22 protein-coding genes, 1 tRNA gene and 1 pseudogene are annotated in these 26,129 nt (G+C 59.4%); 19 read left to right on the plus strand and 5 right to left on the minus strand.

Features of this window, described 5'->3' with window-relative positions:
• Positions 1 to 484: 484 nt before the first annotated feature.
• Both folE and hisI read left to right on the plus strand, forming a co-directional pair.
• Complete coding sequence (folE, locus tag ABGM93_RS03855) at positions 485 to 1,123, plus strand: GTP cyclohydrolase I FolE (RefSeq protein ID WP_321503669.1); 639 nt, start codon at positions 485 to 487, stop codon at positions 1,121 to 1,123.
• Positions 1,120 to 1,599 carry a phosphoribosyl-AMP cyclohydrolase gene (gene hisI / locus ABGM93_RS03860; RefSeq protein ID WP_321503671.1) on the plus strand — a complete coding sequence of 160 codons (480 nt, stop codon included), beginning with the start codon at positions 1,120 to 1,122 and terminating at the stop codon, positions 1,597 to 1,599. Before folE ends, hisI begins: the two co-directional genes overlap by 4 nt.
• Before the next feature lie 139 nt (positions 1,600 to 1,738).
• Here hisI and ABGM93_RS03865 read toward each other — a convergent pair whose 3' ends face one another.
• Both ABGM93_RS03865 and ABGM93_RS03870 read right to left on the minus strand, forming a co-directional pair.
• Complete coding sequence (locus ABGM93_RS03865; protein ID WP_321503673.1) at positions 1,739 to 2,377, minus strand: DUF1826 domain-containing protein; 639 nt, start codon at positions 2,375 to 2,377, stop codon at positions 1,739 to 1,741.
• On the minus strand, positions 2,377 to 3,615 hold the full coding sequence (locus tag ABGM93_RS03870; protein WP_321503675.1) for a GTP-binding protein: 1,239 nt from the start codon (positions 3,613 to 3,615) through the stop codon (positions 2,377 to 2,379). The genes ABGM93_RS03865 and ABGM93_RS03870 overlap by 1 nt, the downstream gene beginning before the upstream one ends.
• 450 nt (positions 3,616 to 4,065) lie before the next feature.
• On the opposite strand from ABGM93_RS03870, the gene ABGM93_RS03875 reads away from it, so the two are divergent.
• Positions 4,066 to 4,449 (plus strand): GTP-binding protein, encoded by a 384-nt coding sequence (locus ABGM93_RS03875; protein WP_321503677.1) that lies wholly within the window; start codon positions 4,066 to 4,068, stop codon positions 4,447 to 4,449.
• Positions 4,446 to 4,733, plus strand: coding sequence for a hypothetical protein (locus ABGM93_RS03880; RefSeq protein WP_321503679.1), 288 nt, complete (start codon positions 4,446 to 4,448; stop codon positions 4,731 to 4,733). Before ABGM93_RS03875 ends, ABGM93_RS03880 begins: the two co-directional genes overlap by 4 nt.
• Before the next feature lie 306 nt (positions 4,734 to 5,039).
• Here ABGM93_RS03880 and ABGM93_RS03885 read toward each other — a convergent pair.
• Positions 5,040 to 5,113, minus strand: a tRNA-Gln gene (locus ABGM93_RS03885).
• A gap of 740 nt (positions 5,114 to 5,853) precedes the next feature.
• Between ABGM93_RS03885 and ABGM93_RS03890 the strand changes: the two genes are divergently transcribed.
• Both ABGM93_RS03890 and ABGM93_RS03895 read left to right on the plus strand, forming a co-directional pair.
• Positions 5,854 to 7,623, plus strand: coding sequence for an exopolyphosphatase (locus ABGM93_RS03890; protein ID WP_321503681.1), 1,770 nt, complete (start codon positions 5,854 to 5,856; stop codon positions 7,621 to 7,623).
• Positions 7,624 to 7,673: 50 nt separating this feature from the next.
• Positions 7,674 to 8,378, plus strand: a complete 705-nt coding sequence (locus ABGM93_RS03895) for an RlmE family RNA methyltransferase (RefSeq protein ID WP_321503683.1) — start codon at positions 7,674 to 7,676, stop codon at positions 8,376 to 8,378.
• A gap of 36 nt (positions 8,379 to 8,414) precedes the next feature.
• Here ABGM93_RS03895 and ABGM93_RS03900 read toward each other — a convergent pair whose 3' ends face one another.
• Entirely contained in the window at positions 8,415 to 9,845 is a 1,431-nt protein-coding gene (locus tag ABGM93_RS03900) for an MFS transporter (protein ID WP_321503685.1), read from the minus strand.
• Between the two features lie 312 nt (positions 9,846 to 10,157).
• Between ABGM93_RS03900 and guaB the strand changes: the two genes are divergently transcribed.
• From guaB to ABGM93_RS03940, 8 genes and pseudogenes are all read left to right on the plus strand, one after another.
• Positions 10,158 to 11,660 carry an IMP dehydrogenase gene (gene guaB / locus ABGM93_RS03905; RefSeq protein WP_321503687.1) on the plus strand — a complete coding sequence of 501 codons (1,503 nt, stop codon included), beginning with the start codon at positions 10,158 to 10,160 and terminating at the stop codon, positions 11,658 to 11,660.
• A gap of 70 nt (positions 11,661 to 11,730) precedes the next feature.
• On the plus strand, positions 11,731 to 13,023 hold the full coding sequence (locus ABGM93_RS03910; protein WP_321503689.1) for an RsmB/NOP family class I SAM-dependent RNA methyltransferase: 1,293 nt from the start codon (positions 11,731 to 11,733) through the stop codon (positions 13,021 to 13,023).
• Between the two features lie 84 nt (positions 13,024 to 13,107).
• Positions 13,108 to 14,658 (plus strand): glutamine-hydrolyzing GMP synthase, encoded by a 1,551-nt coding sequence (guaA, locus tag ABGM93_RS03915; protein ID WP_321503690.1) that lies wholly within the window; start codon positions 13,108 to 13,110, stop codon positions 14,656 to 14,658.
• Positions 14,659 to 14,693: 35 nt separating this feature from the next.
• Positions 14,694 to 14,834 carry a hypothetical protein gene (locus tag ABGM93_RS03920; protein WP_321503692.1) on the plus strand — a complete coding sequence of 47 codons (141 nt, stop codon included), beginning with the start codon at positions 14,694 to 14,696 and terminating at the stop codon, positions 14,832 to 14,834.
• Positions 14,835 to 15,079: 245 nt separating this feature from the next.
• On the plus strand, positions 15,080 to 16,411 hold the full coding sequence (locus tag ABGM93_RS03925; RefSeq protein WP_321503694.1) for a sodium-dependent transporter: 1,332 nt from the start codon (positions 15,080 to 15,082) through the stop codon (positions 16,409 to 16,411).
• A gap of 102 nt (positions 16,412 to 16,513) precedes the next feature.
• Positions 16,514 to 16,609, plus strand: a pseudogene (locus ABGM93_RS03930) (hypothetical protein); the annotation flags it as partial.
• Positions 16,610 to 17,240: 631 nt separating this feature from the next.
• Positions 17,241 to 18,962: a GSCFA domain-containing protein gene (locus tag ABGM93_RS03935; protein WP_321503695.1), complete on the plus strand. Its 1,722-nt coding sequence runs from the start codon at positions 17,241 to 17,243 to the stop codon at positions 18,960 to 18,962.
• Between the two features lie 676 nt (positions 18,963 to 19,638).
• Entirely contained in the window at positions 19,639 to 20,295 is a 657-nt protein-coding gene (locus ABGM93_RS03940) for a class I SAM-dependent methyltransferase (RefSeq protein ID WP_321503696.1), read from the plus strand.
• Between the two features lie 399 nt (positions 20,296 to 20,694).
• Here ABGM93_RS03940 and ABGM93_RS03945 read toward each other — a convergent pair whose 3' ends face one another.
• Positions 20,695 to 21,828, minus strand: coding sequence for an MFS transporter (locus ABGM93_RS03945; RefSeq protein ID WP_321503699.1), 1,134 nt, complete (start codon positions 21,826 to 21,828; stop codon positions 20,695 to 20,697).
• A 108-nt stretch (positions 21,829 to 21,936) separates the two neighbouring features.
• Between ABGM93_RS03945 and ABGM93_RS03950 the strand changes: the two genes are divergently transcribed.
• From ABGM93_RS03950 to ABGM93_RS03970, 5 genes are all read left to right on the plus strand, one after another.
• Entirely contained in the window at positions 21,937 to 22,704 is a 768-nt protein-coding gene (locus ABGM93_RS03950) for a helix-turn-helix transcriptional regulator (RefSeq protein WP_321503701.1), read from the plus strand.
• Positions 22,705 to 22,887: 183 nt separating this feature from the next.
• Positions 22,888 to 23,796, plus strand: coding sequence for a sulfotransferase domain-containing protein (locus tag ABGM93_RS03955; RefSeq protein ID WP_321503703.1), 909 nt, complete (start codon positions 22,888 to 22,890; stop codon positions 23,794 to 23,796).
• 85 nt (positions 23,797 to 23,881) lie between these two features.
• Positions 23,882 to 24,238, plus strand: a complete 357-nt coding sequence (locus ABGM93_RS03960; protein ID WP_321503705.1) for a GFA family protein — start codon at positions 23,882 to 23,884, stop codon at positions 24,236 to 24,238.
• Positions 24,239 to 24,523: 285 nt separating this feature from the next.
• The gene (locus ABGM93_RS03965) at positions 24,524 to 25,372 is read left to right on the plus strand and encodes an isocyanide synthase family protein (RefSeq protein ID WP_321503706.1); all 849 of its coding nucleotides are present in this window, start codon (positions 24,524 to 24,526) and stop codon (positions 25,370 to 25,372) included.
• A gap of 42 nt (positions 25,373 to 25,414) precedes the next feature.
• Entirely contained in the window at positions 25,415 to 26,104 is a 690-nt protein-coding gene (locus tag ABGM93_RS03970; RefSeq protein WP_321503708.1) for an HAD family hydrolase, read from the plus strand.
• The last annotated feature ends 25 nt before the right edge of the window (positions 26,105 to 26,129 follow it).

A 26,129-nucleotide genomic window follows, 5' to 3' on the forward strand; every position in this document is an offset into this window, starting at 1 on the left:
CGAGAGCCACCGACGTTCGCAGGGCGGTCGCGCCGCGCTTGAAATGATTGGCGCGGCTGACGGCGTTCCCTCCCGGTCAGGCCGGTCCTGGCTTCGATTGCGAGCAGCGCAGACGTCCGCCGACCTTCGCTGACGACCTCCGAAGTGTTGCTCGATGGATGCGGTACGGAACGGGGCTTGAACATGAAAAGATCAGCGTCTGGTCAGCAAACCGGGAACGCAATGCAATCGGTCGGCGGGAAATCGTTCCATTGCGGGTTTCGCCAGAACGATCATGAATTGCAATGTTATAACATAACATGTTAGGAGGCAAGCGCACTTTAGCTGAGGGGCAAGGCGCTGCAGGTTGGGGGAGGAGCCGTATGCTCGAGCGCCAGACGCAGGGCAGGCGAAACGGCTGGAAAGCCCACGAGGAGAGCAGGCAGTTCGCGCAAGCCCATGTCGGGTGCCGTCGACTGCAACCAGAAAACGAGGATGTAACGGGATGACCATGGCTGTCGACACGACGGCGCTGGCTGGCAAAGGGCCGAAGCAGCGCAAGCGTCCGGCGCGCGCAGACGTCGAGGCCGCCGTCCTGCTTTTGATCGAATGGGCGGGAGACGACCCGGATCGCGAAGGGCTTGCCGGCACGCCGGCCCGGGTGGTGCGCGCCTACGAGGAGTTCTTCGAGGGATACGACGTCGACCCGGTCGAGCTTCTGTCGAGGACGTTCGAAGAGACGGATGGGTACGACGACATGATCGTGCTTAGAAACATGCGTCTGGAATCGCACTGCGAACACCACATCGTGCCGATCATCGGCAAGGCGCATGTCGCATACCTCCCCCAGACGCGGGTCGTCGGCATCAGCAAGCTTGCCCGCCTCGTAGAGGTTTTCGCCAAGCGGCTGCAGATCCAGGAGACACTGACCTCACAGATTGCCGACACGATCCAGGAGGTGTTGAAGCCGCGCGGTGTCGCGGTCGTCATCGAGGCTGCGCACATGTGCATGACCACCCGCGGCATCCGCAAGCCGGGCGTCACCATGGTCACCCGGCGCCTGCTGGGCGAATTCCGTACCGACGCGGAGCTGCGCCGCGATTTCCTGTCCTCGCTTTCAGCCCCCAACGAGAGGTTCGGATGACCATGTCCTCTAGCGCCTTCGCACCGCGCATTTCCGTCGAGCAGGTCGAGGAAGGCCACGAGCTTTCGCCCCGCTTCGACGCCAACGCGCTTGTTGCCGTTGTCACCACAGATGCCGTCTCCGGCGAGGTGCTGATGATGGGTGTCATGAACGACGAAGCCCTTCTCAGGACGATCGAGACGGGCGAGGCGCACTATTGGAGCCGCAGCCGCCGGTGCCTCTGGCACAAGGGAGCCACCAGCGGGCTCATCCAGAAGGTCGCGGAGATCCGGATCGACGATGACCAGGATGCGGTGTGGTTGCGTGTGAACGTGGAGGGCAGCGCCAGCTGCCATGTCGGCTACCGGTCGTGCTTCTATCGTGCCGTGCCCGTGCGGTCTTCTGCCCGTCCGGTCGAATTGGCCTTCACCGAAAGCGAAAAGGTCTTCGATCCGGCCCTTGTCTATCCTGGTGCCGAGAACCCCACCCGGCTTTGAAACGGAAGCTGTGCGGCAGCGGAGGGCGTCGCACAGTCAGCGACTGCCCCCGGACGCCGTGTCGCGGTCCTGATGACGTTCAGGGATCTATCCGAAGCGGGGGCTTGTTTCTCGGGCATGCTCGCCCGAGACAGGTGCCTCACATCCTCTTCGACGCGATTTCCCCGAGCGGGTCGATCACAAGCATCAATCTCGTCTCGCCAAGCCCCAGGATCTGCGGAGACCTGTGCGCGAGGCCTATCGTCTCGGACGAAGGCCACAACTGTCCACGAAACAGGGCGACTGCGCCCCTCGCCATCTCGTGGATGGTCGAAGGGATTTCGCCCTGTCTGCACAGCCCATATTCGGTACCGCGGCCGCGGTAGGAGCACAGCAGGCGGACCGGAACGTTATCCTGGTGAAACTTGGTGCAGGCGTTGTCGTCGACCACGTCAAGTCGAAGACGCAGAGACGTCGTTCCCACGATCCTTGCGAACAGGCGAGCGATGCCGACGACATCGGCTGTCAGCATCGTCCGCAAGGCATCGCTGCGCGTGAGCCCGCATCCACCGAAAACCACATCCAGTGCCTCGGCAACCCGGTCAGCCTCCAGTTCGATCCGCGCCTCGGGCAGGAATTGCGGCTCGATGGTGTCGAGCCGCTCCTGGAGTTCCGGCGCGAGGCGGCGCTGCCAGATAGCGGCGGCGCACCCGGGAGAGTGGATTTTGTCGAGAATGTCCGACGATCCGCCTTCGTGGATCGTGCGGGCAACCATGCCGGGGGAGACGCATGCGTCCATCAGGCGACCTCCTCGTTGCGGCCCCATTGCGGGAAGGGATCGGAGAGGTGCCTGTACATATTCGGCTCGAAGCGGTCGGCGTCATCCTCGTCCACAAGGCAACGATCGAGCATCGCGCAGATCCGGTCGCGCTTCATCTCGCCGAGCATGCCGATGAACACGATCTCCTGACGCCGGTCGCCATAGACCGGATCGAAAAGCCCGATGACCCGATCCCGTATCTGGGAGTCGTCCGGCCAGTGCGACTGTGGCACGGCCGCCCACCACAGACCGAGCGGCTTCGTCGTCGCCTGCGCGCCCGCCAGGCTGAACTCGCCGACCCAAGGGGCCCGCGTCGCCAGCCAGAAATGCCCCTTGGCGCGGATGACGCCCGGAAGCGGGGTTTGCAGGAATTCGTTGAACCGCTCCGGGACCAGCGGCCGACGCGCCCGCCACACGAAGCTCGTCACGCCGTATTCGACGTCCTCCGGCACATGGTCGGCGAAACCGTAGAGCTCCTTGAACCACATCGGGTGCTCGTGCGCCCGGTCGAAATCGAACAGGCCGGTATCGAAGAGATCGTCGGAGGAGACCTTGCCGTAGTCGGTCTCGATCAGCTTCGCGTCCGGGTTGAGCGCATGGATGATCGAACGCGCGGCTTCCAGTTGCGCGGGGGGAGCATCGGACACCTTGTTCAGGACGATGATGTCTGCGAACTCGATCTGCTCGACGAGCAGGTCGACGAGGGTGCGGTTGTCGTCGGCCCCGTTGGTCTCGCCCCGGTCTGCGAGGAAATCGGCCGATCCGTAGTCGCGCAGCAGGTGGATCGTGTCGACGACCGTGACCATCGCATCGAGCCGCGAGATGTCCGAGAGACTCTGGCCCTCCTCGTCGCGGAATTCGAAGGTCGCGGCCACAGGCAGCGGTTCCGACACGCCTGTGCTTTCGATCAGCAGGTAGTCGAAACGGCCTTCCTCCGCCAGCCGCCGCACTTCCACCAGCAGGTCGTCGCGCAGTGTGCAGCAGATGCAGCCGTTGGTCATCTCGACGAGCTTTTCCTCGGCGCGGTTGAGCGCCGTTTCCTCGCGCACCAGATCGGCGTCGATGTTGACCTCGCTCATGTCGTTGACGATGACCGCCACCCGGCGTCCGTCGCGGTTGTTGAGGACATGGTTGAGCAGCGTCGTCTTGCCCGCCCCCAGGAAGCCTGAGAGCACCGTCACGGGCAGGCGCTTGTCGTTCGATCCGGCTTGAAGCATGGCCCCGTCTCCGATATGTAATGTTATAACGTTGCATTTCATTAAGGGCGGAGCCTTCTGGCTGTCAAGGCGGTCGGGATTTGTTGTGAACCGACTGGGGCGCAGAAACCCATTCTCTGATTATCGGCCAGCCATCATGTGCCGGACCGAAGCGAATAAACGCGACAGACAGGACGACTTCATCCAACGACGCTTGCGCTCGCTCAGCGGGAACCCTCAGTTCGTTGGAGTGGTGCCGAGATCGGCTGAGATGGTTGCGCCGTTTCGGGGCGCGCGATCACCAAGACCGACCGTACGCCGGGAACTGACTGGGCCGCGTGCCTGGCAGAGGCAAATCCGGGCGCAAAGACCCTCGACCGCAATGCGCCGGGGTTCAATCCCGTTACGCTTTTCGAGCCATGCACCTACGCACCCGGGGATCGCCCGGAGGATGTATCCGGCTGGCTCGCCATGGAACGTCTCGAGCCTGGTGGCCGACACGATCATCCCCATGATCCCGATCGCCGCGGGGCCGAGATCTCCGCCCTGTCGCTCTTTCACGACGAGCCGCTGGACCCGCGGGACGTCGACCGCTTCCTCCGCTTCATGACAAGCTCGCGGTTCTGCGGACTGCTTCGACTGAAAGGGTTCTTCGCACCGGCCGATGATCCATCCCGCCCTCTCGTCACCCATGCAGTCCAGCACCGGCTCTACGCGACCTTCCGGCTTGACTGCTGGCCCGACGCCGACGTGCGCAGCCGGGTCGTGATCATCGGGCAGCGGCTGCCCGTCGAACCGATCCGCGAGCGCTTCAGCGCTCTGCGCAAGGGCCGCAAGAAGGCTTCCGGCACATGAACAGCTTTTTCAACCCGCTGGCGCGGCCATCCCGCCCCGCCTCATTTTCTTCCCGCATCGCCGAAATCAAGGCATGGACACGTGCGGCCCTTGGCCTCGGAGACGACATCGTCGTCTCCGTGAACGAACTGGCCTGCGGTCAGGCGAATTGTCCGCCGCAGCAGGTTGTCATTCTGATCCTGCCCGAAGGAGCGCCTGCGCTAAAATTCGTTGTTCACAACCGGCTACTGGACTTGAGAGAGGGGGACGTCATCGCGGCGATAGAGCAATCGGGGGATTGGTGATGAAAGACGCAGGTCCGGCGATCTGAGGCACATCACACCGGTCAGGACCGGACTGGCTCAACTGAGTGACAGCTTCCGGTTAAGGTCGGCCTGCGAAATATGCCGAGGCAGGCGAGGGCGCCAATACCAGATGTTGCCGCGGCGCTGGAAGTTGGGGACTGCGTGATATCGAGCCATTGCCCAATATTACCGAAAGTTCGGACGGCACCCGATGGGGACCAGTCCTGGGCATCAGTCGGTCGATTGAGCAGATGATCGGGAATACTCGCCCGAATCGTCCAATGATATCAATGTGTTGGAAAGAGTTGGCTGGGGAACCTGGATTCGAACCAGGACTAACGGAGTCAGAGTCCGCGGGTCTACCGTTAACCTATTCCCCAGTGACTGCCTGCGGTGGAGGAAGAGATCTTCCATTCGCCATCCGCAATTTGCAGCTGGTGGCCGAGAGGCCGATGTTCCGGAGGCGAACCCCCGTGAACGGGCTGCCTTGTAGCGTGGTGATCCGGGAAAATCAACCCACCCCCCTGTCGGTTTTCGACAGGCTTGTGGACGAAAACCCGGAACCCTCCCAGACGCTGCGTCCATTTCGCTATTTTGGAGCAGGCAGGGCTCATTTCAAGCCGTCAATTCTGGCCAAAGGATGCGCGGGGGCGAATCCGCTCGGCAGCTGCTTGGACCGAAGGCAGGGATTCGGAGCACTGAGGGCTGCGAATGGGGGGACACAGGCGGTCTCGTTTCCAAGTCTTTGAACCGGGAGGGGGGCTTTCTTGTGACCTCATACATTTGTGGCCGCAGCTCAGGGGCTGGCGGCTCGGCCCGACGGGCCGCTTTCCAAGGGAGGCCGGTTGCGCACGCGGAGGGCGCAAAACACGTGCGAACGTGCCGTCGGGGAGCGCGATGATGGCTGTTCACGTGCCCAGGCGGGATTGCAGCGATGCGGGAACATTCGACGCCTAATCATTTCCGTTGGGGCGGGGGCGCAGGATTCGGGTTGTACGGGAGCTTGTTGGCGGTTGCGGGAGAGCGGGGAGGTGATAAACTTGCGGTCAACCAAGCAACTGTAGGTCGACGCTGCCGCACTGTTTCAGGATGCGCCGTGCGACCGAGAAGGTTCGATACCTTGAGCGATTCGGGAGATGGTGGAGCCTTCCACCAGCCCCCCGCCAAAACGAAAACGGAAAAAGCGCAAAAGCTGGCGAAACGCCGCAAGCGCGCAAGGGCCCGCAATGCGGGCCGTAATGTGGAACTCGACGCCCCCGTTTCGAGCGGCAGCGAAAAGGCTGCGCGCGTTCCGGGAACGGCGCCGATTTCTGCACCGTGTTCGCCAGGCGGGGAGCGTGAGCAGAAAAAGAAGCGGCGTCGTAACCGGCGTCGCTCCGATCGGGCGAAACAACAGGGCGCGCAGCCGGGCGCCTTGCCCGAGATGACGCCTGAAGGGCGATCCGGCAAATCCAATACGGCGGAGACCCCTCAGGACAACGTGCGGGCAGGCCCCCACGACCGCGGCCCGTTTTCAAACGAGGCGCAGGGCGGACCTGAGGCCCGAGGTCGCGAGACCGGTGGTCCGGGCGGCGATGCAAAGGGAAACGGTCGACGCGGGCGCGGGCGTCCTGGGCGTGGCGGCAAGGGCGCACCCAAGGCGGGGTCCGAGGCGGATCGCGCGGAGGGAAATCGTGCCGCGAATACCGGGCGTTCGGGGAATGAGAACAGGGGGCGTCGTGGCGACAAGCCGGGCGCACCTTCCGACAGGCGGCCCTCTCAGCCCGACAAGCGCAACATGCACGGCCCGCGCGGGGCGGGGGGCGTTGCGGCGCGTCCGGCGGCATCGGGGGAGACGCGTATCGCACGGGCGGAGCGCAACCCCCGTGCGGGTGGGTACCGCGGAACGCTCTATGCCGCGCTTGATCTTGGAACCAACAATTGCCGCTTGCTCGTGGCCAAGCCGGAGGGGCGCTCCTTCCGGGTGGTGGATGCCTATTCGCGGATCGTGCGACTGGGCGAGGGGATCGGGTCTTCGCGCAGGCTCTCGGAAGCGGCCATGTTGCGGGCGATCGAGGCGCTGAAGGTTTGCGGCGAAAAGCTCGCCAATTGCGGCAGTCCGCTGCGGGCAAGGCTGATTGCGACGGAGGCCTGCCGGGGAGCCGAGAACGGGCCGCTGTTCATCGAGCGGGTGCGGGAGGAAACCGGGCTTGCGCTTGAGATCGTGACGCGCGAGACGGAGGCGCGGCTTGCGGTGGCGGGGTGTTCCTCGCTGGTTGCGCCGGAAGCCGATGGGGTCGTCCTGTTCGATATTGGCGGTGGATCGTCGGAGCTTGTGTGGCTCGATCTGCGCAACCGCTGCGGCGCGCGCGGCCTTGCGCTTACACGCTTTATCCGGCATTGGACGTCGCTGCCGCTTGGCGTGGTCACACTGGCGGAGCGCCACGGGGGAACCCGGGTCGGGACGGACAATTACGAGGCGATGGTGGAGGATGTGACCTCGCACCTGTCCTCGTTTTCCATGGGGCCGATGCTGAGTGAGGCGATTGCCGCCGGTGGGGTGCATATGCTCGGCACCTCCGGCACGGTGACCACGCTCGCGGGCATGCATCTTGGGCTGGAGCGCTACGACCGTCGCCGTGTCGACGGGACGTGGCTTGCCGACAATGATGTATCGGCCATGATCGCCAGATTGCTGGCGATGCCTTATGAAGAGCGCGTGGACAACCCTTGTATCGGCGCGGATCGTGCCGATCTTGTGCTTGCGGGATGCGCCATTCTGGAGGCAATCCGCCGCCGTTGGCCATGCGAGCGGCTGAGAGTGGCCGACAGGGGCTTGCGCGAAGGCATCCTGATGGAGTTGATGCACGCCGACCGCAAGGGCCGCCAAAGCGGCCGGAACCGATCATAGGTCTTTGATACGGGCGATGGGCCGGGCGCAGAGAGTGACTTGGAGCTGAAATGAGCGACGAAAAGAAAAGGGGCAGCGGCGATCGCGGCATGTATGTGCGGGTGAAGACCGCGCGTGGGCGGCGTTCGTCTTCAACCCGGTGGCTTCAGCGCCAGTTGAACGACCCTTATGTGCGGCGAGCCAAGCAGGAGGGCTATCGCTCCCGGGCGGTGTTCAAGCTGCTTGAGATCAACGAGAAGCACGATTTCATCAAGCCGGGTCTGCGGGTGGTGGACCTTGGGGCGGCTCCGGGCGGCTGGAGCCAGATCATTTCCGCGGAGGTCGGCTCCACGGACGAGGATCCGCATGTGGTGGCGATCGATTTTCTCGACATGGACGAGATTCCCGGCGTGATCTTCCTGAAAAAGGACTTTCTGGACGACGACGCGCCGGACAAGCTGAAGGCCGCCTTGGGCGGTCACAAGGCCGATCTGGTTCTGTCCGATATGGCGGCCCCGACGACCGGCCATCGCCAGACGGACCATTTGCGCACGACGCATCTTTTCGAGGTCGCGGCGGATTTCGCGCGCGAGGTGCTGGTGCCCGGCGGGGTGTTCCTGTCCAAGGTGTTCCGGGGCGGGACGGAAAACACGCTGCTGACGGAGCTCAAGAAGGAATATACCTCCGTCCACCACATCAAGCCGCCCTCAAGCCGCAAGGAAAGCCCCGAGCTGTTTGTGCTCGCCAAGGGCTTCCGCGGCAAAAAGGACCACTAGGGCCGGGTTTCCGGCGCACGGTTTCGCGTCTCCCTGTCAGGTTCTCGGGCTTGAAGGCGGGCGGTTTTCGCCGCCCACCGTGGCCGCATGGCCGGAAACATTTTCGCCGGCATCGGCATCAAGCCGCATGAAGGCCAGCGCCGACAGGCTCACCAGCACACCGACAATGACAAAGGCGATGGAGTAGTCGCTCTCGCTCGCGCCCGTTTCCCCGCGCAAATACGGCAGAAACTGAAGCGTGAGGGCGGCAACCGTCACGCCGATGGAAAGCGAGAGCTGCTGCACCATGGCGGAAAAGCCGGTGGCGCGGCTCATCTGCCTGTCGTCGAGATCGGAAAAGCCGATGGCGTTGAGCGCGGTGAATTGCAGCGAGCGAAAGAAGCCGCCGATAAACAGGAACGCGATCATCACCCACGCGGGCGTGCTGTCCTTGAACAGCGCAATGACGGCGATGGAAACGCCCGCAAGGCCAGCATTCCACACAAGCGTATTGCGGAAGCCGAAGGTCGAGAGCGCGCGGGTCGTCGCCAGTTTCATGGCGATGGCGCCAGCCGCGGCGGAAAAGGTGATCATGCCGGAGGCGATGGCGCTGCGCCCGAAGGACTGCTGAAGCATCAGCGGCAGCAGGAAGGGAATCGCGCCGATGCCGATGCGAAACAGCGACCCGGCCAGAATGGAGACGCGGAAGGTCTGAACCCTCATCAGGGTGAGATCAAGGATCGGGGCGGGATGGCGGCGCGCATGGAGGCCATAAAAGCCGGCCATTATCAGGCCCAGCGCAATCAGGCCGAAGCCGGACAGGGCGGTGAGGCCGGAACGCGGCGCAAGCTCCAGCCCGAACAGGATGCCGCCCACCGCGCATGAGGACAGGGCAAAGCCAATCCGGTCGAATTTCGGGGTTTCGGGGTTTTTGAGATTCTCGAAAAAGACGGAGGCCAGCACGATGCCGATGACCCCGATGGGGACATTGATCCAGAAGATCCACGGCCAGCTCGCATAGGTGACGAGAAAGCCGCCGAGCGGCGGACCGACCACGGGGCCCAGCAGGGCAGGCACCGAGACCCAGGTCATGGCTTGCACGAGGGACGCCTTAGGCACCGCGCGCAACAGCGCCAGCCGGGCGACCGGCACCATCATGGCGCCGCCCATGCCCTGAATGATCCGCATCACGGCGAGTTCGCCGATGGAAGACGAATAGCCGCACCCCACCGATGCCGCCACAAAGATCACGATGGCGATGCGCAGGACATTGCGCGTTCCGAAATTGTCGGCGATCCAGCCGCTCATCGGCATGAAGACGGCGAGCGCGATGAGATAGGAGGTCATCGCCAGATGCAGGTGGACCGGATCAAGCCCGAAATCGCGCCCAATGGCGGGCAGCGCCGTGCCAAGCACACTTGAATCAAGGGTTTGCATGAACAGCGCGCAGGCCACGGTCAGCGCGACGATGCGTTGGCGGGAAGTCACGGATGGGATCCTGGTTTTTGTTCTTGTTCGACGACGTCGCGTCACCTTCGAAACGATTGCAGCGGCAAAATCGTTCCAGCAGTCCGCTTATATCAGAGTCTCGCAGCGTCGTCGCTTCGCCGCGCGGAGGAGAATGTGCGGTGCCCGGAAGGCGGGTGAGGGCAGCGTGGATGCAAATGCGCTTTCCAATGTCCCATCTGCGTGGTATTGACCCGCGCCAACTCCTCCGGGACCGCAGAGATTCGTCGCCCGCCCGCCTTTCTCCCAAAGGCTGGCGATGGGATCCGTTTTTATTTTAAGGGGACTTGGCTCATGGCTGCCTTTTACGAACCCGCTAACGGCCGCGAGGCCCTCACCTTCGATGATGTTCTGCTTTTGCCGGGGCACTCGGAGGTCCTGCCCGGCGAGACCGACCTTCGCTCACGCGTCACGCGCTCGATCGAGCTGAACCTCCCGATCCTCTCCTCCGCGATGGACACGGTCACGGAATCGAAGCTGGCCATCGCCATGGCCCAGTCCGGCGGCATCGGCGTCATTCACAAGAACCTGACCCAGGAGCAGCAGGCCGAAGAGGTTCGACAGGTCAAGAAGTTCGAATCCGGCATGGTTGTGAACCCGGTCGTCATCGGTCCGGATGCCACGCTGAAAGATGCGCTGGACCTGATGTCCTACCACAATATCTCCGGCATTCCTGTCGTCGAGAACGGTGGAACGGGCGGACAGCATGTCGGGCGTCTCGTGGGCATTCTCACTAATCGCGACGTGCGTTTCGCCTCCAATCCGGGGCAGAAAATCTATGAACTGATGACCCGCGAGGGGCTCATCACGGTTCGAGAGACCGTCTGCCAAGAAGAAGCCAAGCGCCTGCTGCATCAGCACCGCATCGAGAAGCTTCTGGTGGTCAATGACGAGGGCGAATGTATCGGCCTTGTGACGGTGAAGGACATTGAAAAGGCGCACCTGAACCCCAATGCCACCAAGGATGCGCAGGGACGCCTGCTGGTCGCTGCGGCGACGAGCGTGGGCGACGAGGGCTTTGCCCGTGCCGAGCGCCTGATCGAGGCGGGCGTCGACCTGCTGGTGGTGGATACCGCCCATGGCCACTCCCAGCGCGTTCTGGAAACGGTGACCAAGGTCAAGAAGCTCACCAATTCGGTTCAGGTTCTCGCCGGCAACGTATGTACCGCTGATGCGACCCAGGCGCTGATCGATGCGGGTGCGGACGCCGTGAAGGTCGGCATCGGGCCAGGCTCCATCTGCACCACGCGCATTGTCGCCGGTGTCGGCATGCCCCAGCTATCGGCCATTCTTGAAGCGGTCGAAGTCGCGGGCAAAGCGGATGTGCCGATCGTTGCCGATGGCGGCATCAAGTTCTCCGGCGATCTGGCCAAGGCGCTGGCCGCCGGCGCCTCCTGCGCCATGATCGGCTCTCTGCTTGCCGGTACGGATGAAAGCCCCGGCGAGGTCTATCTGCACCAGGGCCGCTCCTACAAGGCCTATCGCGGCATGGGCTCGGTCGGCGCAATGGCGCGCGGTTCCGCGGACCGCTATTTCCAGGCGGAGGTTCGCGACACTTTGAAGCTCGTGCCGGAAGGCATCGAGGGGCAGGTTCCCTACAAGGGCGCGCTTTCCAGTGTGTTGCACCAACTCGCTGGTGGACTGCGCGCCTCAATGGGGTATACGGGCGCAAAGACGATTGCGGACTTTCAGGAAAAGGCCCGCTTTGTCCGTATCACGTCCGCATCCTTGCGCGAGAGCCATGCGCATGATGTGACGATCACGCGGGAAAGCCCGAACTACCCCTCGCATATTTGACGCAAGGGTTTTATCAGGCAAGGCTGCGTGTTTTGAGGTTGAGCGCACTTGGTGCGAAAAGGGTGAGAACATGAAGGACGGCGGCCGCCTCTCGGCGGCAATTGAGGTAATCGAGGATATCGAAAACCGGCGCCGCCCGGTGCAGGAAGCGTTGAAGGACTGGGGCGCGAACCACAGGTTCGCCGGGTCCGGTGACCGCACGGTGATCGGCAATCTGGTCTTTGACGTCCTGCGCAAGCGTTCCTCGCTCGGTTGGCGGATGGGATCCGACAACGCACGCGACCTCGTGCTCGGTGTCTACGGTCTGGAATGGGGGCACGACGTTGCCTCCATCGAGGCCGCGATCGCAGCCGACCGACATGCGCCCGCGCCCCTGACCGACAAGGAAAAGGCGGCGCTTGCCGCCAATTCCCTCGACGGCGCACCGGACTGGGTGAAGGCCGACGTGCCGGAATGGCTGTGGCCTTCCTTCTCGGCCAATTTCGATGACGAAGCGGTGGCCGAGGGCATTGCGTTGGCCCAGCGCGCGCCCATCGATCTGCGCGTCAACACGCTGAAGGCGACCCGCGAAAAGGTGCTGAAGCGTCTCGCTTCCCTCGGGGCGGAGGCAACTGCAACCGCGCCGACCGGCGTGCGTCTGAAGGCAAAGCCGGGTGCGGCCCGCATGCCGCACGTGCAGGCTGAGGAAGGCTATCGCAAGGGCTGGTTCGAGCTTCAGGACGAAGCCAGCCAGATTGCGGCGCTGCTCGTTTTCGCCCAGCCCGGCGAACAGGTTCTCGATTTCTGCGCAGGCGGCGGCGGCAAGACGCTGGCGCTGGCGGCAGCCATGGGGAACAAGGGCCAGATCTACGCCTATGACAGCGACAAGCTGCGCCTTGCGCCCATTCATGAGCGCATTGCGCGTGCGGGGGCGCGCAACATTCAGGTGCGCCAGCCCGCAGAAGGTGCGCTTGACGATCTCGTGGGCCGCATGGACCGGGTGCTGGTCGATGCGCCCTGTACGGGCACCGGCGTGTGGCGCCGTCGCCCGGATGCGAAATGGCGGCTTTCGGAAGCCGCTCTTGAGGACCGGATCGCGGAGCAGGAGGAAGCTCTGGGCCTGGCCTCGGCCTTCGTGAAGCCCGGCGGCTGCCTCGTCTACGCGACCTGCTCGGTACTGGCGGAAGAGAACGAGCAGCAGGTCTATGCCTTTTGCGAGGCGAATGAGGCGTTCGAACTGGTGTCTGTCGGCGAGGTCTGGCAGGACACGTTCGGCTTCGACACGCCGCATCCCTGGTCCGCTGACATGAACACCATCACCATGACCCCGGCTTCCACCGGCACGGACGGCTTCTTCGTCGCCGTCATGGTGCGCAACGCATGACGACTGGTCCGGCTTGACCGCCGGGCCGACATCTTGATCCGGCATCCGGTTCCCGGGTGCCTTTTCCGAATGGACAAGCCGCGCATGAACGACAGCATTCTCATCGTCGATTTCGGCTCTCAGGTCACCCAGCTCATTGCGCGTCGTCTGCGCGAGCTGAACGTTTACTGTGAGATCCATCCCTTCCAGAATGTGACCGATGCCTTCCTGGCCGACTACAAGCCCAAGGCGGTGATCCTGTCCGGAGGCCCGGCCTCGGTCTTTTCCGAAGGCGCGCCGATGCCGCCGGAGAGCGTATTCGAGATTGGGGTTCCGGTTCTCGGCATCTGCTACGGCCAGCAGGCGATGATGCAGATGCTTGGCGGCAAGGTGGAGCGCGGGCACAAGACAGCCGAATTCGGCCGTGCCTATGTGGAGGCAAAGAACGCCAAGCTGGATCTTCTGAAAGGCTGGTTTGGGGAAGGCCGCGAGCAGGTCTGGATGAGCCACGGCGACCATGTGAGCGAGATCGCACCGGGCTTTGAGGTCTATGGTACCTCGCCCAATGCGCCGTTTGCCATCACCGCCGATGTGAAGCGTCACTTCTATGCGGTGCAGTTCCACCCGGAGGTGCACCACACCCCGCACGGCAAGACGCTTTACGAGAACTTCATCGAGATCGCCGGTTGCAAGCGCGACTGGACGATGGGGCACTATCGCTCCGAGGCCATTGCCCGCATTCGCGAGCAGGTGGGCGACAAGAAGGTGATCTGTGGGCTTTCCGGCGGCGTGGACAGTTCCGTTGCCGCCGTCCTCATTCACGAGGCCATCGGCGACCAGCTCACCTGCGTTTTCGTGGATCACGGGCTTCTGCGTCTCAACGAGGCGGAAGAGGTCGTGACCATGTTCCGCGACCACTACAACATGCCGCTGATCCACGCTGAGGAGCAGGACCTGTTCCTTGGCGCGCTGGAGGGCGTGTCGGACCCGGAAGTGAAGCGCAAGACCATCGGCAAGCTTTTCATCGACGTGTTCCAGAAGTATGCGAGCGAGATCGAGGGCGCGGAATTCCTGGCGCAGGGCACGCTTTATCCGGACGTGATCGAGAGCGTTTCCTTCTCCGGCGGTCCGTCGGTGACGATCAAGTCGCACCACAATGTGGGCGGCCTGCCGGAAAAGATGGGCCTGAAGCTGGTGGAGCCACTTCGCGAGCTTTTCAAGGACGAGGTTCGTGCCCTTGGCCGCGAACTGGGGCTGCCGGATCATTTCATCGGGCGTCATCCGTTCCCCGGACCGGGCCTTGCGATCCGTTGCCCTGGCGAGATCACGCGCGAGAAGCTGGATATCCTGCGCCATGCGGATGCGGTCTATATCGACCAGATCCGCAAGCACGGCCTGTATGATGAAATCTGGCAGGCTTTCGTGGCGATCCTGCCCGTGCGCACCGTGGGCGTGATGGGCGATGGCCGCACCTACGATTATGCCTGCGCGTTGCGCGCGGTGACCTCGGTCGATGGCATGACGGCGGATTACTATCCCTTCAGCCACGAGTTCCTCGGTGAGACCGCGACGCGGATCATCAACGAGGTTCCGGGCATCAACCGCTGCACCTACGACATCACCTCCAAGCCCCCGGGAACGATTGAGTGGGAGTGAGGGATTAAGGCGGCGACAATGGCGCAGTTTGGGTGATGGTTTTCTCCGTCGCCCAGTTGCCGCGTTCCGTCTTTCCCTTCGATGAGGCTGGCCTGCTCCATTTCTGTCTCGCAGGACGCGATCCGCGCGCACATCTCAAGAAGATGTGCGGCAGCTTCGATGGGCACAATCGGTGATTGACCTCCCAGCTGTTTTATAATCGATATAATCTTGCGAAAATCGCCCTTAAAAAGTGGAAACAGAGAACTTTTTTGTTCTCGATCATCGACTTTCGATCCCAAACCGTTTTTCTAGGGGTCGCCAGCCCGAGCCGGAGAGGTGACAGTCCGTCTTTCCCTGTACTGGCACTCATTCACACGAGAGCATTCGTGCCGGCCATGCGATGGACGGTCGGTATGCGTTAACCCGACAGGATCGATTCATGGACGCTCCGAGAGAAAAATGGCACTCCCGCTTCGGCTTCATCCTGGCCGCTGCCGGCTCGGCCGTCGGTCTCGGCAATATCTGGAAGTTTCCCTATATTACCGGCGAGAACGGCGGGGCCGCTTTCCTTCTGCTCTATCTGGGGATCGTCTTCACGATTGGGCTGTCCGTGCTGCTTGCCGAGGTCGCCCTCGGCCGGGCCGGTCAGACCGATGCCCTTTCAGCCTTCAAGGCGCTCGGCCACAAGGGCTGGACCGTCGTCGGCGCTCTCGGCCTTACCATCGCTTTCCTGATCCTGTCGTTTTATTCGGTCATCGCCGGCTGGACGATCGCCTATGTGATCAAGTCGGCCAACGGTGCCTTTAGCGGTCTCGACATCGGCGCGGTCGGCGATTCCTTCGTCGGCTTCATCTCCAACCCCTGGCAGCCGTTGCTTTATCAGGCCCTGTTCGTCGTCCTGACAGTCTTTGTGGTTCTGAAGGGCGTGGCCTCCGGTATCGAACGGGTCAGCAAGATCCTGATGCCCGTCCTGTTCCTCATCCTGCTCGCCCTCGTGGTACGCTCGGTGACCCTGTCGGGTGCCGAAAAGGGGCTCCGGTTCTTCCTGTCGCCGGACTTTTCAAAGATCGACGGCACCATTTTCATGGCCGCCCTCGGCCAGGCCTTTTTCTCGCTGTCCATCGGCATGGCGGCCATGCTGACCTATGGTTCCTACCTCGACTCCGGAACGCGCATCGGCCGCTCTGCGTGGTACATCGTTTCCCTCGATACGATGGTCGCGGTGCTGTCCGGTCTCGCCATCCTGCCTGCGGTCTTCGCCTTTGGCCTCGATCCCGAGGCCGGTCCCGCGCTGACCTTCATCACATTGCCGACAGTGTTCCAGGCAATGCCCGGCGGACTGATCTTTGGGCCCGCATTTTTCGTGCTGCTCCTGATCGCAGCGCTGACCTCATCCGTCTCGCTTTTGGAGCCGCTCGTTGCGGTGTTGTGCGACCGCGGCTTCGGCCGGGTGCAGGCGACCATCGGCATCGGCATGGTCATCTTCCTGCTCGGCGTTCCGTCTTCGTTGTCGCAAGGGATCTGGGCCGACTACAAGCTTTTCGGCATGGCGTTCCTCGATCTCCTCGACTTCCTGACCGCCAACATCATGCTGCCGATCTCCGGCCTGATGGTGGCGATCTTCGTCGGCTGGGTGATGGGACCGCGGGCCGCCAACGAGGTGACTGTGGACGGCGAGCATCCCGGCATCCTTCTGACGCTATGGATCTTCATCCTGCGCTTCATCGCCCCGGTCGCTATCCTGGCAATTCTCATCAACGGCCTGATGTAGGGGCATCCGGTCCTACCGGTATGGCAGGCAAGGGCGCGCACCACAGGCGCGGCCCCTTGCGGACGGTACGTGTATCCGCGGGGGCGTGTCCTTCCGGTGAATGCGTTCCTTGGCGAGGCCGCGACGCGGATCATCAACGAGGTTCCGGGCATCAACCGCTGCACCTACGACATCACCTCCAAACCCCCGGGGGCGATTGGGGGGGGAGTGAGGGGCGTTGATCAGAAATCCAGAATTCTCTCAATAGAATTAGGAGTAGGATCAAGACCATCGCTACTGACATCTGGGAAAAAGCAGTCTCTGATGAAAGCCGAATGCGCTAGGATTTCCGCGATCTGCAAGAGGAGTGGAAGCGAGGCGTCGATTTCGTTTGCGCAAACTCTCTCGGTCAAGCCATCACCCCGCAGCAGGCGACTATCACTTGGTTGGATCAATGGCGGGGCGATGGCGTTTTGATCATCAATTCTACAAGAGGTTTCGACCCGAAATGGGTATCGGAAATGGCCCCGTTCGAATGGCGCCCAAGGTCATGCCCAATTTTTCCACACAGTAGTATGGGCGCGGGGTCTCATTGCGCATAGTGTCGTAGATTGGGTGAATCAAAATCACGAAAAAAACGAGTTATGTATTTGCCAGCAATGCCCTCGATGTGACGGACTCGCCGAGTATCCGGAGAGGTGATTTAACGCGTCCGCTGCAATCGAAGGCAGGTTCTTGCGCAAATAGCCAATCTACGAAAGTACTATCCTGAAAGGTTCGCCTGACAACGGTGGAAAGCTCTATGAACCCTTATAAGATTATGCCTAAGTCTGCGTTTTGGAGAAGTGGAGTGGTTGATCCGCAAGGACTGCAGAGCATTCATACTCCGAAATGGAAATTAAATAAAGACGATTGCATAGTCACAATGGGAAGTTGTTTCGCGCAGCATGTTGGCAGGAAGCTCAAGAGCTTGGGATATAATGTACCTTATTTTGACGTTGAAGAGGGTACAAAGAATAAGAATTTTAGTGCGAACTATGGGAATATTTATACTGTAAGGCAGGCGCTTCAGCTTGTTAGGGAAGCGGCAGGAGATTTTAAGAGAAGTGAGGTCTCCTGGGAGGTGAGCGGGGGATATATCGACCCAATACGCCCAAATTCACTCTCCCATCCCTTTAGAACAGAAAATGAGTTGTTTGAAAGCAGAGACCGTCATCTGAAGGCAGTAAGAAGCGCTATTCAGGAACTTGATGTCTTGGTGTTTACATTGGGGCTCACGGAAGCATGGGAGTGCATTCAATGCGGAAGTGTCTTGCCCGTTGTTCCAGGTGTTCTTGGAGGCGTATTCAGTAAGGATAGGTATCGTTTTGTAAATTTTGGTTACGAACAGATAGTTGGCGATCTCAATTCGTTGATTGAAGAAGTGAAAAGCGCAAGGGGTGGAAAAGGCTTTCGCTTGTTGCTGACCGTGTCGCCAGTCCCGCTCACTGCGACGGCTGAGAACCGGCATGTTCTTGTTTCATCGGTCGCGTCGAAGTCGATACTCCGTGCTGCAGCTGACTATTTCGCAAGGGAGTTCGAATTCGTCGACTATTTTCCGGCGTTTGAAATCGTCACATGTCCGCAAGATGTCAGACAGAACTACGAGGATAATCTAAGAAGCGTTGCTCCAAGCGCCGTTGAAAAGGTGATGGGTATATTTGAGGCCTCGTATGAGGGTGCGGCGGAGCAATCAAGTGATCGGGAAAAAGGAGAGGGGGCATTTATCAGCGATGAAGTCGGCGATGTTGATTGTGAAGATGCGCTACTTGATCAGTTTTCGAAAACGCCTGAGAAGGCAGATAGTGTAAAAGATATACTCTTTTTCGGAAACTCGCATATGGGGTATATGCGAAACGCACTCTCAGAAAAGACTGTCGGTCGTGGGCTATTTGTTACCTTGAACTTTTTGAAGAACGCGCCATTTTCCGTAATAGAGGAAGAGCGATTCCAGAAGTTTCACTTCACCCATCCGAGTTTTACAAATATTGACGGCCATCAATGTGAATCACTTGTTTTGGTGGGCTATGGCTTGATGGGGGATTGGATCGTACGTTCATTTGGTCCTCTGATGGCCGGATATGAAGGCTGTCTCGGGACAGACATCTCACCCAATATTCCCACCGAAATCAAAGATGAGAATGAGGTAAGAGAACTATTTAAGAGGCAGTTGGGGGTGCGTGTTGCTCATCTCCGCATGCTTGTTTCGCTAGATATATTTAGAAATATAGTTGTCATTGCATCGCCAGATATGACGGAAAGAACGGCTCGCTTCCGCTTCGGCGAAGAGTTCGTCGAGTCGAATGTATATGTGAAGTACAAATCTATTTATAAGAGTGTAATGGAGGAGATGTTCAATGAATTTGTTTCTCAAGTAGATTTCATTCTTCATGATGATGAAGATCTAAACTCTGAGTACGGATTCGCAAAAAATAAGTACGCTGTCGGTAAAGAGTGGGATATTCATCCAGGTAGAGAGTATTATGTGGATTCCGGAATCGAAAAAAGAATATTGAGGTATGTTGATAGGTAGGGGTTTTAATTGTTATTGTTGGGTGTGAAATGGAATATATGAGATGTACCCCATATTATTAAAATCACCTGAGGTTGAGAGTTTATTGTTTAAACGAAAGCGGGCGGTTTTGTTCAGTGTCACGTTTGCGGTGTGAGTGGTTTGGTTGTTGAGTATTTTATCCTATTGAAAAACTCTCCACAGAAAAAGCTCGGTATCTGAGTTGGTGACCGGGAGTGCGTGGGGGGGGGGCTTGCTTTTTCCTGTCGTCTTGGAAGGCTGTAGGCAATTCATGGGGGCGGGCAACAGGCTTTTGGCTCGGATTGTGGCCTCTGTCAGGTTGGGTTTGGGGACGGGAAAACAACGTGGTGTCTTCGAAGCGAACACGGAACCTGACGCCAGTGGGGTGATCTGCGGGGAATAGGTGCGGGACTTGTTCGTCCGGTTGGCTTTGCCGAAGGGTTGCCGGATAGAGGTGTGGCGCCTCATTGAGATCGCTAGGCCAGGCGGAAGTCGCCCCCTTGCTTCACGCCTTTTGCCGTCCAGAGCGTAAGCCCCCTGGAGAGGCCGACACGGCGTTGCGTATCGTTTTCCGGTGGTTGTTGAGATGGCTCATTTGGATTGTGTTTTGTCATAAGACGCCGTAATCAGCCTTTATGCTGTCACAAGCGCCCCAGGACGATAATTGGAGAAACATATGTCTGACGGACACCTTCACCGTTATTTTCTGAACAATGGTGAGTATAGGCTTCATAAGTGGCTTCACTATTTTGATATCTATGAGCGGCATTTTTCACGTTTTGTCGACAAGAAGCCCACAATACTTGAAATTGGCGTTGCTGGTGGCGGCTCGTTGAAGATGTGGCAGAATTATTTTGGTGAAGGTGCCAATATTATTGGGATAGATATTAAACCGGAATGCAAGCAATACGAAGGCGAAAACATAGAGATTTTCATCGGAAGCCAGGACGATGAAGGGCTTCTGAATTCTATCTGCGCAAAGTACCCCAAGATAGACATCGTGTTGGATGATGGTAGCCACATGATGCGGCATATGAAGAAGTCGTTTGAGGTTTTGTATCCGAGAGTTTCGGATAACGGCGTATATGTCGTTGAAGACACGCATACTTGTTATTGGGATGAGTATGAGGGCGGATTGGGTGTGCCGGGCTCTTTTATTGAATTCGCAAAGGCGAAAATTGATGAAATAAATGCCGTTCATTCAAGAGAAGCAGTGCAGGTGACTGACTTCACAAGACGGACGGATTCAATTTGTTTCTATGATAGCGTCGTCGTGTTTGAAAAACGCAAACAAGGACTACGTCAGGCCGCAATAACGGCTCCGATGCTATAGAATTTGGGGTGATAAAAGTATAGTGCCCCACTTCGTAAGTGAGTATGCGCGTAACTTGATTGGTAGGGCCAGAAAACAGCCCTGTGGCTGCGGGTGCATCGACAAAATACGATTGAGGATCACTATTTTCGGCAAAATGGAGCGCGGAATACCGGGTGACGGAGCTTTCCATTGCAAGATGCCGAACGGGCCCCTGCGCCAAGTCGCGAGCGAGTCCGCATCCATTGATACGGACCCTCTCCTTGTTTGTCGATTTAGGGCAATCGGTGTGAGCCGGGTCGGACTGTTCGTCTCTCTGTTTGAAAACCACAACGGGCCGGGCCTGGAGCCACGCAGCGGGCAGCGCCGCGCTGAAGGGCGGATTGCTCACAGGGACGATTGTGCGTGGGCGGGGTTTGCTCAATTCTGGGCTCGCCTCCCAATCACGAGGGTAAGCGCCGTGACCATGCTGCAGGCGATGAGAAGAACATCCAGCCGCTGGCCCAGGCCCGCGATGACCAATCCAAATCCGAGAAGCACATAGTAGATCATGCTGAGGATGGCACCGGCGGTGCCGAGCCGATCCGCGTAGTCTCTCAGGGCTCCGGCGAGGATATTCGGGATCGCAATGGCATAGGCCAGACTGATGACGGTCATGCCGCTCAGCAACGCCGGGCTGGTGGATAGCGCGGTTGTGAGACCGGCGCCGATGGCCAGCAGCACAACGCCAAGCTTGATCAATTGTCTGGCGCTTCTGCCTCGCCGCAGCAGAAGTGAATTGGTGAATGCGCCGACAAGCGAGGCGGCTGCCAGGGCGAGGCCGCTTTCGCCGAAATCAAGCCAGCGTGTCTCCAACTGCTCGAACAGAAAGGGGCCAAGCTGGTAGTACCCGAAAATCGCGAGATTGAAGACCGCGATCAGCACTGCATTGATCCAGATGCCTGCATCCCGCAGCATGTCGCGCAGCGTGGAGAGAAAATATGGGGCGCGCACGTCGCTTGGCCGGGTCTCGGGCCAGAAGATGAAGCTCAGGCCGAGAAGCGACAGCGCGAACAGGCCAAGCCCGGCGAATACACCTTCAGGGCCTGAATGGGTGGCAAGCTTCTGGCCGAGAAACATGCCGATGGCAGGGCTGACAGCCAGGGCCTGCCCCAGAAGCGAGAAGACACGGGCAAGATCGGGGCCTCGATAGCTGTCGCGCAGCGACGTCTGCGTCACGATTGAACCAACCGCCGCACCGAAAGCCGAGACGAGCCGGGCAAGCAGAAGCTGTTCGAAATTTCCCGCCATCATCGCCCAGCCGGAGCCAAGGGCGTAGAACGCCAATCCGGCAAGCAGGGCAGGGCGGCGGCCGACAAGGTCGCAAAGCCGCCCCCAGCCAACGACGCCGAATGCGAAGGCGACAAACCACAGGGAGAGCGTTTGTGCGGCCTCTTCGGGCGTGGTGTGATAGGTGGCGGCGATCAGCGGCAGGGCCGGGCTATAGATGGTTTCCACGATCTGCGGGAAACTCAGAAGGAGAATGACGAGCGCAAGTGGGGGGCGACGATACACGTGAGTACCCGGATGCTGTTTTGGTTCCGGAACCCTATCGATTTGGCTTTATGTGGATTACAAATATAATGACAATAAATATTGGAAATCGGACATTCGAGATCGCCTATGGCCTGGTTGGATCCGTCGGACCAATTTGATGTTGATCGGCTGGAGCAGCCCGTCGTTGGCATCGCTTCACGGCTGGTGCAACACGATTCCGGCTGGCACGGGCATGGGCGCGGTCAGCTTCTTTTCGCCGTTGCCGGTTCGATCCGGATCAATCTTCCCAACGCGACCTCGATCCTGCCGCCGATCCGGGTGGCATGGATCCCATCGGGAACGCCGCATCGTGTCACGATCCGCAGCGAGGTCGATTACCGCTCGATCTATCTCGACGAGACGCGTGTTGCCTCACCCTTTGGCGAAGTCGCGATCGTCGCGATGAGCCCTCTGTTGCGGGAGGTGTTTGAGCGTATCAGCTTCCAGCCCTTCGAGACGGACTGGTCGCAGGGGGCTGCGGGCAATCTATTGGCGGTCTGTCTGGATGAACTCGCCATGGCCCGGCACGAGCCCATGCTCTTGCGGGTTCCATCCGATCCGCGCCTCTCCCAGCTGGATATTGAGGAATTGCCACCGGAACTGGAGGCGCTGTCACAGCAGGTCGGCGCAACCGCGCGGACGATTTCCCGTATCTTTCGTCGGGAGACGGGCATGACCTACCAGGTGTGGCGGCAAAACTGGCGCCTCTTGCGGGCCGTGGACCTGCTCGCCTCGGGCTTGAGGATCACCCTTGTGGCGTCTGAACTCGGATTTGCCAGCGACAGTGCCTTCATCGCGTTCTTCCGGCAGATGACCGGTGAAACCCCACGACGGTACCTCCTCAGGGAAGGGTGAGTATCTGTTGGAGGGCCGTGTGGGTAAAACAGGGTGATGAAATTCGGATCGGTAGCCATCGTGTAATGGCCAGCCGTGTCATGTGATTGTTCGGTTGCATTTTTGTAAAATCTGGGCAGGGGTGTTCCAGATATTCAAGCTGTGAGAGCGTTATCCTCGATAGGGGCTGGGCTGGAGAAATAGATGCAGGTGGGTGAGAAGGAAGCGAAGATTGCGGAGTTGGAAGGGAAGGTTGACCGGCTCTATGAAGAAGTCCGGAAATTGAGTTTCCAGTTGAACATCTGCAGTGCGGTGAGGGCGTTTTATCAAACGGGAATCCCGCCAATAGAGTCCGTTTTTGACGGCTTTTCGGCTTCTGAAAATGGATATCTCTTTGTCAGCGGTCTTCCGCGTTCCGGCACATCGGCCTTGGGCGCGCTTCTCAACCTGTCGAAAGACATTGCCATGTATATGGAGTTGAAGACCCAGTGGTGGCCCTATTCTCCACAGTCGGTGTCCGTGGAGCATGTGTCTCAATTCCTGAATGAGACCCATCAGCACTATAAATACAACAAAGAGATTTGGGAGAAATCCAAGTCGGCAAGGTATGTCGGCGACAAGAGACCTCTGTTTCTCAGCAACTGCATTGATAAAACGCTTGAGAATTTTCAAGGTGAAAATCTCAAGGTGGTTCATATTTTCAGAAATATAAAAGACATCGCGTTAAGTTATAAGGGGCGCGTTGATAAGGGGAAAGGGAACTGGCCTGCATGGAGAGGTCCTTTCGCAGCCGTCAACGACTTCAATATAACCAATCAGTTTCTGCGGGATGCGCCTCTGCACAGGTGCGAAAATTTCAAGTTCGTGAATTACAGTGACCTATTCACGTCTGTTGACCGCTGTATGGAGTTGTTCAAGTGGGTCGGCGTTGCGGATCAGGAGGAGCGTTCGCTTCTGGACGCAGTGAATTCCGCCCTTCAAAGCGCATCTTACTTCGTGTGGCGAGAAAAACAGTATGACCTTGATGAAGACTATTGGACCGATTTCGAATCCAGGATTGATATCGAATCCGCAAGAGAGGTCGAGCGGCTATACGGCGCGAAAATCCTCTGAAACGGTAGGGCTGTGAAATTTGAAAAGGCCCGATTTTCAGGGCAGAGCATTGGGCGTGTGTTGGGGGCGTATGCAGTCGACAAGAATGACCTGTCATTGTGGGAGCGTCGAGATTGAACTGACGCTTCCCAATGGGCTTGAAAAGCTGAGACGGTGCAACTGCTCGCTCTGCAGCCGCAGGAATGCGGTCGTTGCCTCGGTTGATCTGGAAAATCTGAGAGTTGTAAAAGGCGCGGAATGCCTTTCGCTCTATACGTTTAACACACATACCGCGAAGCATTATTTCTGCTCGAAATGCGGCATCTATACCCACCATCAACGCCGCTCGAACCCCAATGAATTCGGGATCAACATCTCATGCGTGGAAGGTGTGAGGATCGAGGACTACCTGCACGTGGGATATGTGGACGGACGGGATGCGCTTTCGAGCGATGCGGAATAGACGCGATATGTGCATGCTGTCTGGCGTGTCTGGCAACGAATGGATTGATTTCGGTTTGTGATGTAGGTACCCTAACGGAAGTTATTTTTAACGAACAGATTTTACTGCATTTATTTTAATTGCTGATTGCAGGAGCATATTATGAATCGTGCTGGCCCGGCTTATTTCAGCCGTGAAGAAGGCGTGTGCGGACAGTCATTTCAGAAGGACCTGGTCAAGACAACGGAACATCGGATTTTCGCGGAACTGTTTGAACGGCGGAACCCGATTGCGCCTGATCAGGACATGTCCGAGAGGGCAATCGCTCACCATGTCGGCCAGATTGCCAGCATGGTGGCGCGGGGCGAGCCCATCGCATTCGTGTTGCCCGCCTTTCCCGGAAAGTCGCCAAATCGGCGCAAGACACTCAGCCATCTGCCGGATCTGGCCGAACGGCTGGCGCTTCAGGAACTGTCGCAAATGTGTGAGGCCATTGGGCGGATCTACGCGCCCGGTGCCGTGGTGCATGTGTGTTCCGACGGCTACGTCTTTTCCGATCTGGTCCACATTCCCGATGTCCATGTGTGCGAATACACCGACGAGCTTGAGAGCTGGAGCGGTGAGTTGTACCCGGGTCGGTTCGTCTATTTCGATCTGAAGGACGCCTATCCCGCGCAGCCCGATCTCGACCGGATGCGCGAGGTGCTGACGGAGGAATACGGCGATCCTGTTGAGGCGCTTTCTGCCGAGGTCAAGGCGGACCCGGCAGCGAATGCCATGTATCGCGGCATTACCCGGTTCCTCTATGAGGATTACAAGGGGATGTCCGCCTTTGCCGACCTCTCCAACACCGCCATCCAGAAAAAGGCGCGCGCGACCGCTTACCGGGTCATCCAGCGCTCCAATGCGTGGAGCGCGCTGCTGGCAAAACGCTATCCGCGCGCGGTGCGCCTTTCGATCCATCCGCAGGGACCGGACAGCACCAAGTTCGGGATCAAGCTGGTGCCGTGTCTCGATATCTGGCGCACACCCTGGCATTCGGTGGCCGTCAAACGGGATGGGCAGGTCTATCTGGAACGGCGCGCGGACGTGGAGGCGGGGGCCTGCCGGCTGATGTTCCGCAACGGGCGGCCCTGCCATTTCATCGATTTCTGATCTGTCATTTTCATTTGTTTATACTGCGATCGGCATTTCATCATGTTTGATATTCAGGCTGTCCTGTTCGATCTGGACGGAACCCTCGTCGATACGGTTCACGACATCGCCGCTTCCATGAATTCGCTTTTGCGAGAGATGGGAGAGGTCGAGTTTGACACCGATGATTACCGCCGCTGGATTGGCGGCGGCTCCGGCGCGATGGTGGCGCGGATTTCCGAATTGCTCGGGATAGAGGAGCCCGTTGAGAGCTTCCTGGACCGCTACGTGCAGCGTTACGGGGAGAACCTCACCGCGCTTTCGCGTCCCTTTGCGGGCGCTGAAGAAATCCTCGCCACCTGCCAGGAACTGGATCTCCCGATCAGCGTCCTGAGCAACAAGGACCAGTGGATGGTGGACATCATCTGTCGGGATCTGTTTCCCGGTGTCGCCTTCCGCCACACAATCGGGCTTTCAAGCGCGTTTCCCAAAAAGCCCGATCCGATGTCCGCCCGCCATATTGCGCGCGATATGGCGGTGGAGGCCCGCAAGTGCCTCTTTGTGGGCGATACCCATGTCGATATCCGCACCGCGCAGGCCGCGGGAATGGTGTCTGCAGGGGTAACCTGGGGATACGGCCTTGCGCAGGAAATCGATGACGCAGGGCCGGATCTCTGTTTCCGGCAGATGAGATTTCTCGATCTGTTTCTTCGCGATCATTGCAGTTTGGTCCGGGGGCGCATTTCAGCCTGACCGTATCCGGACCTGTCGCCGCGGG

Origin of the sequence: Breoghania sp., from assembly GCF_963674635.1 — a bacterium.
Taxonomy (GTDB): domain Bacteria; phylum Pseudomonadota; class Alphaproteobacteria; order Rhizobiales; family Stappiaceae; genus Breoghania.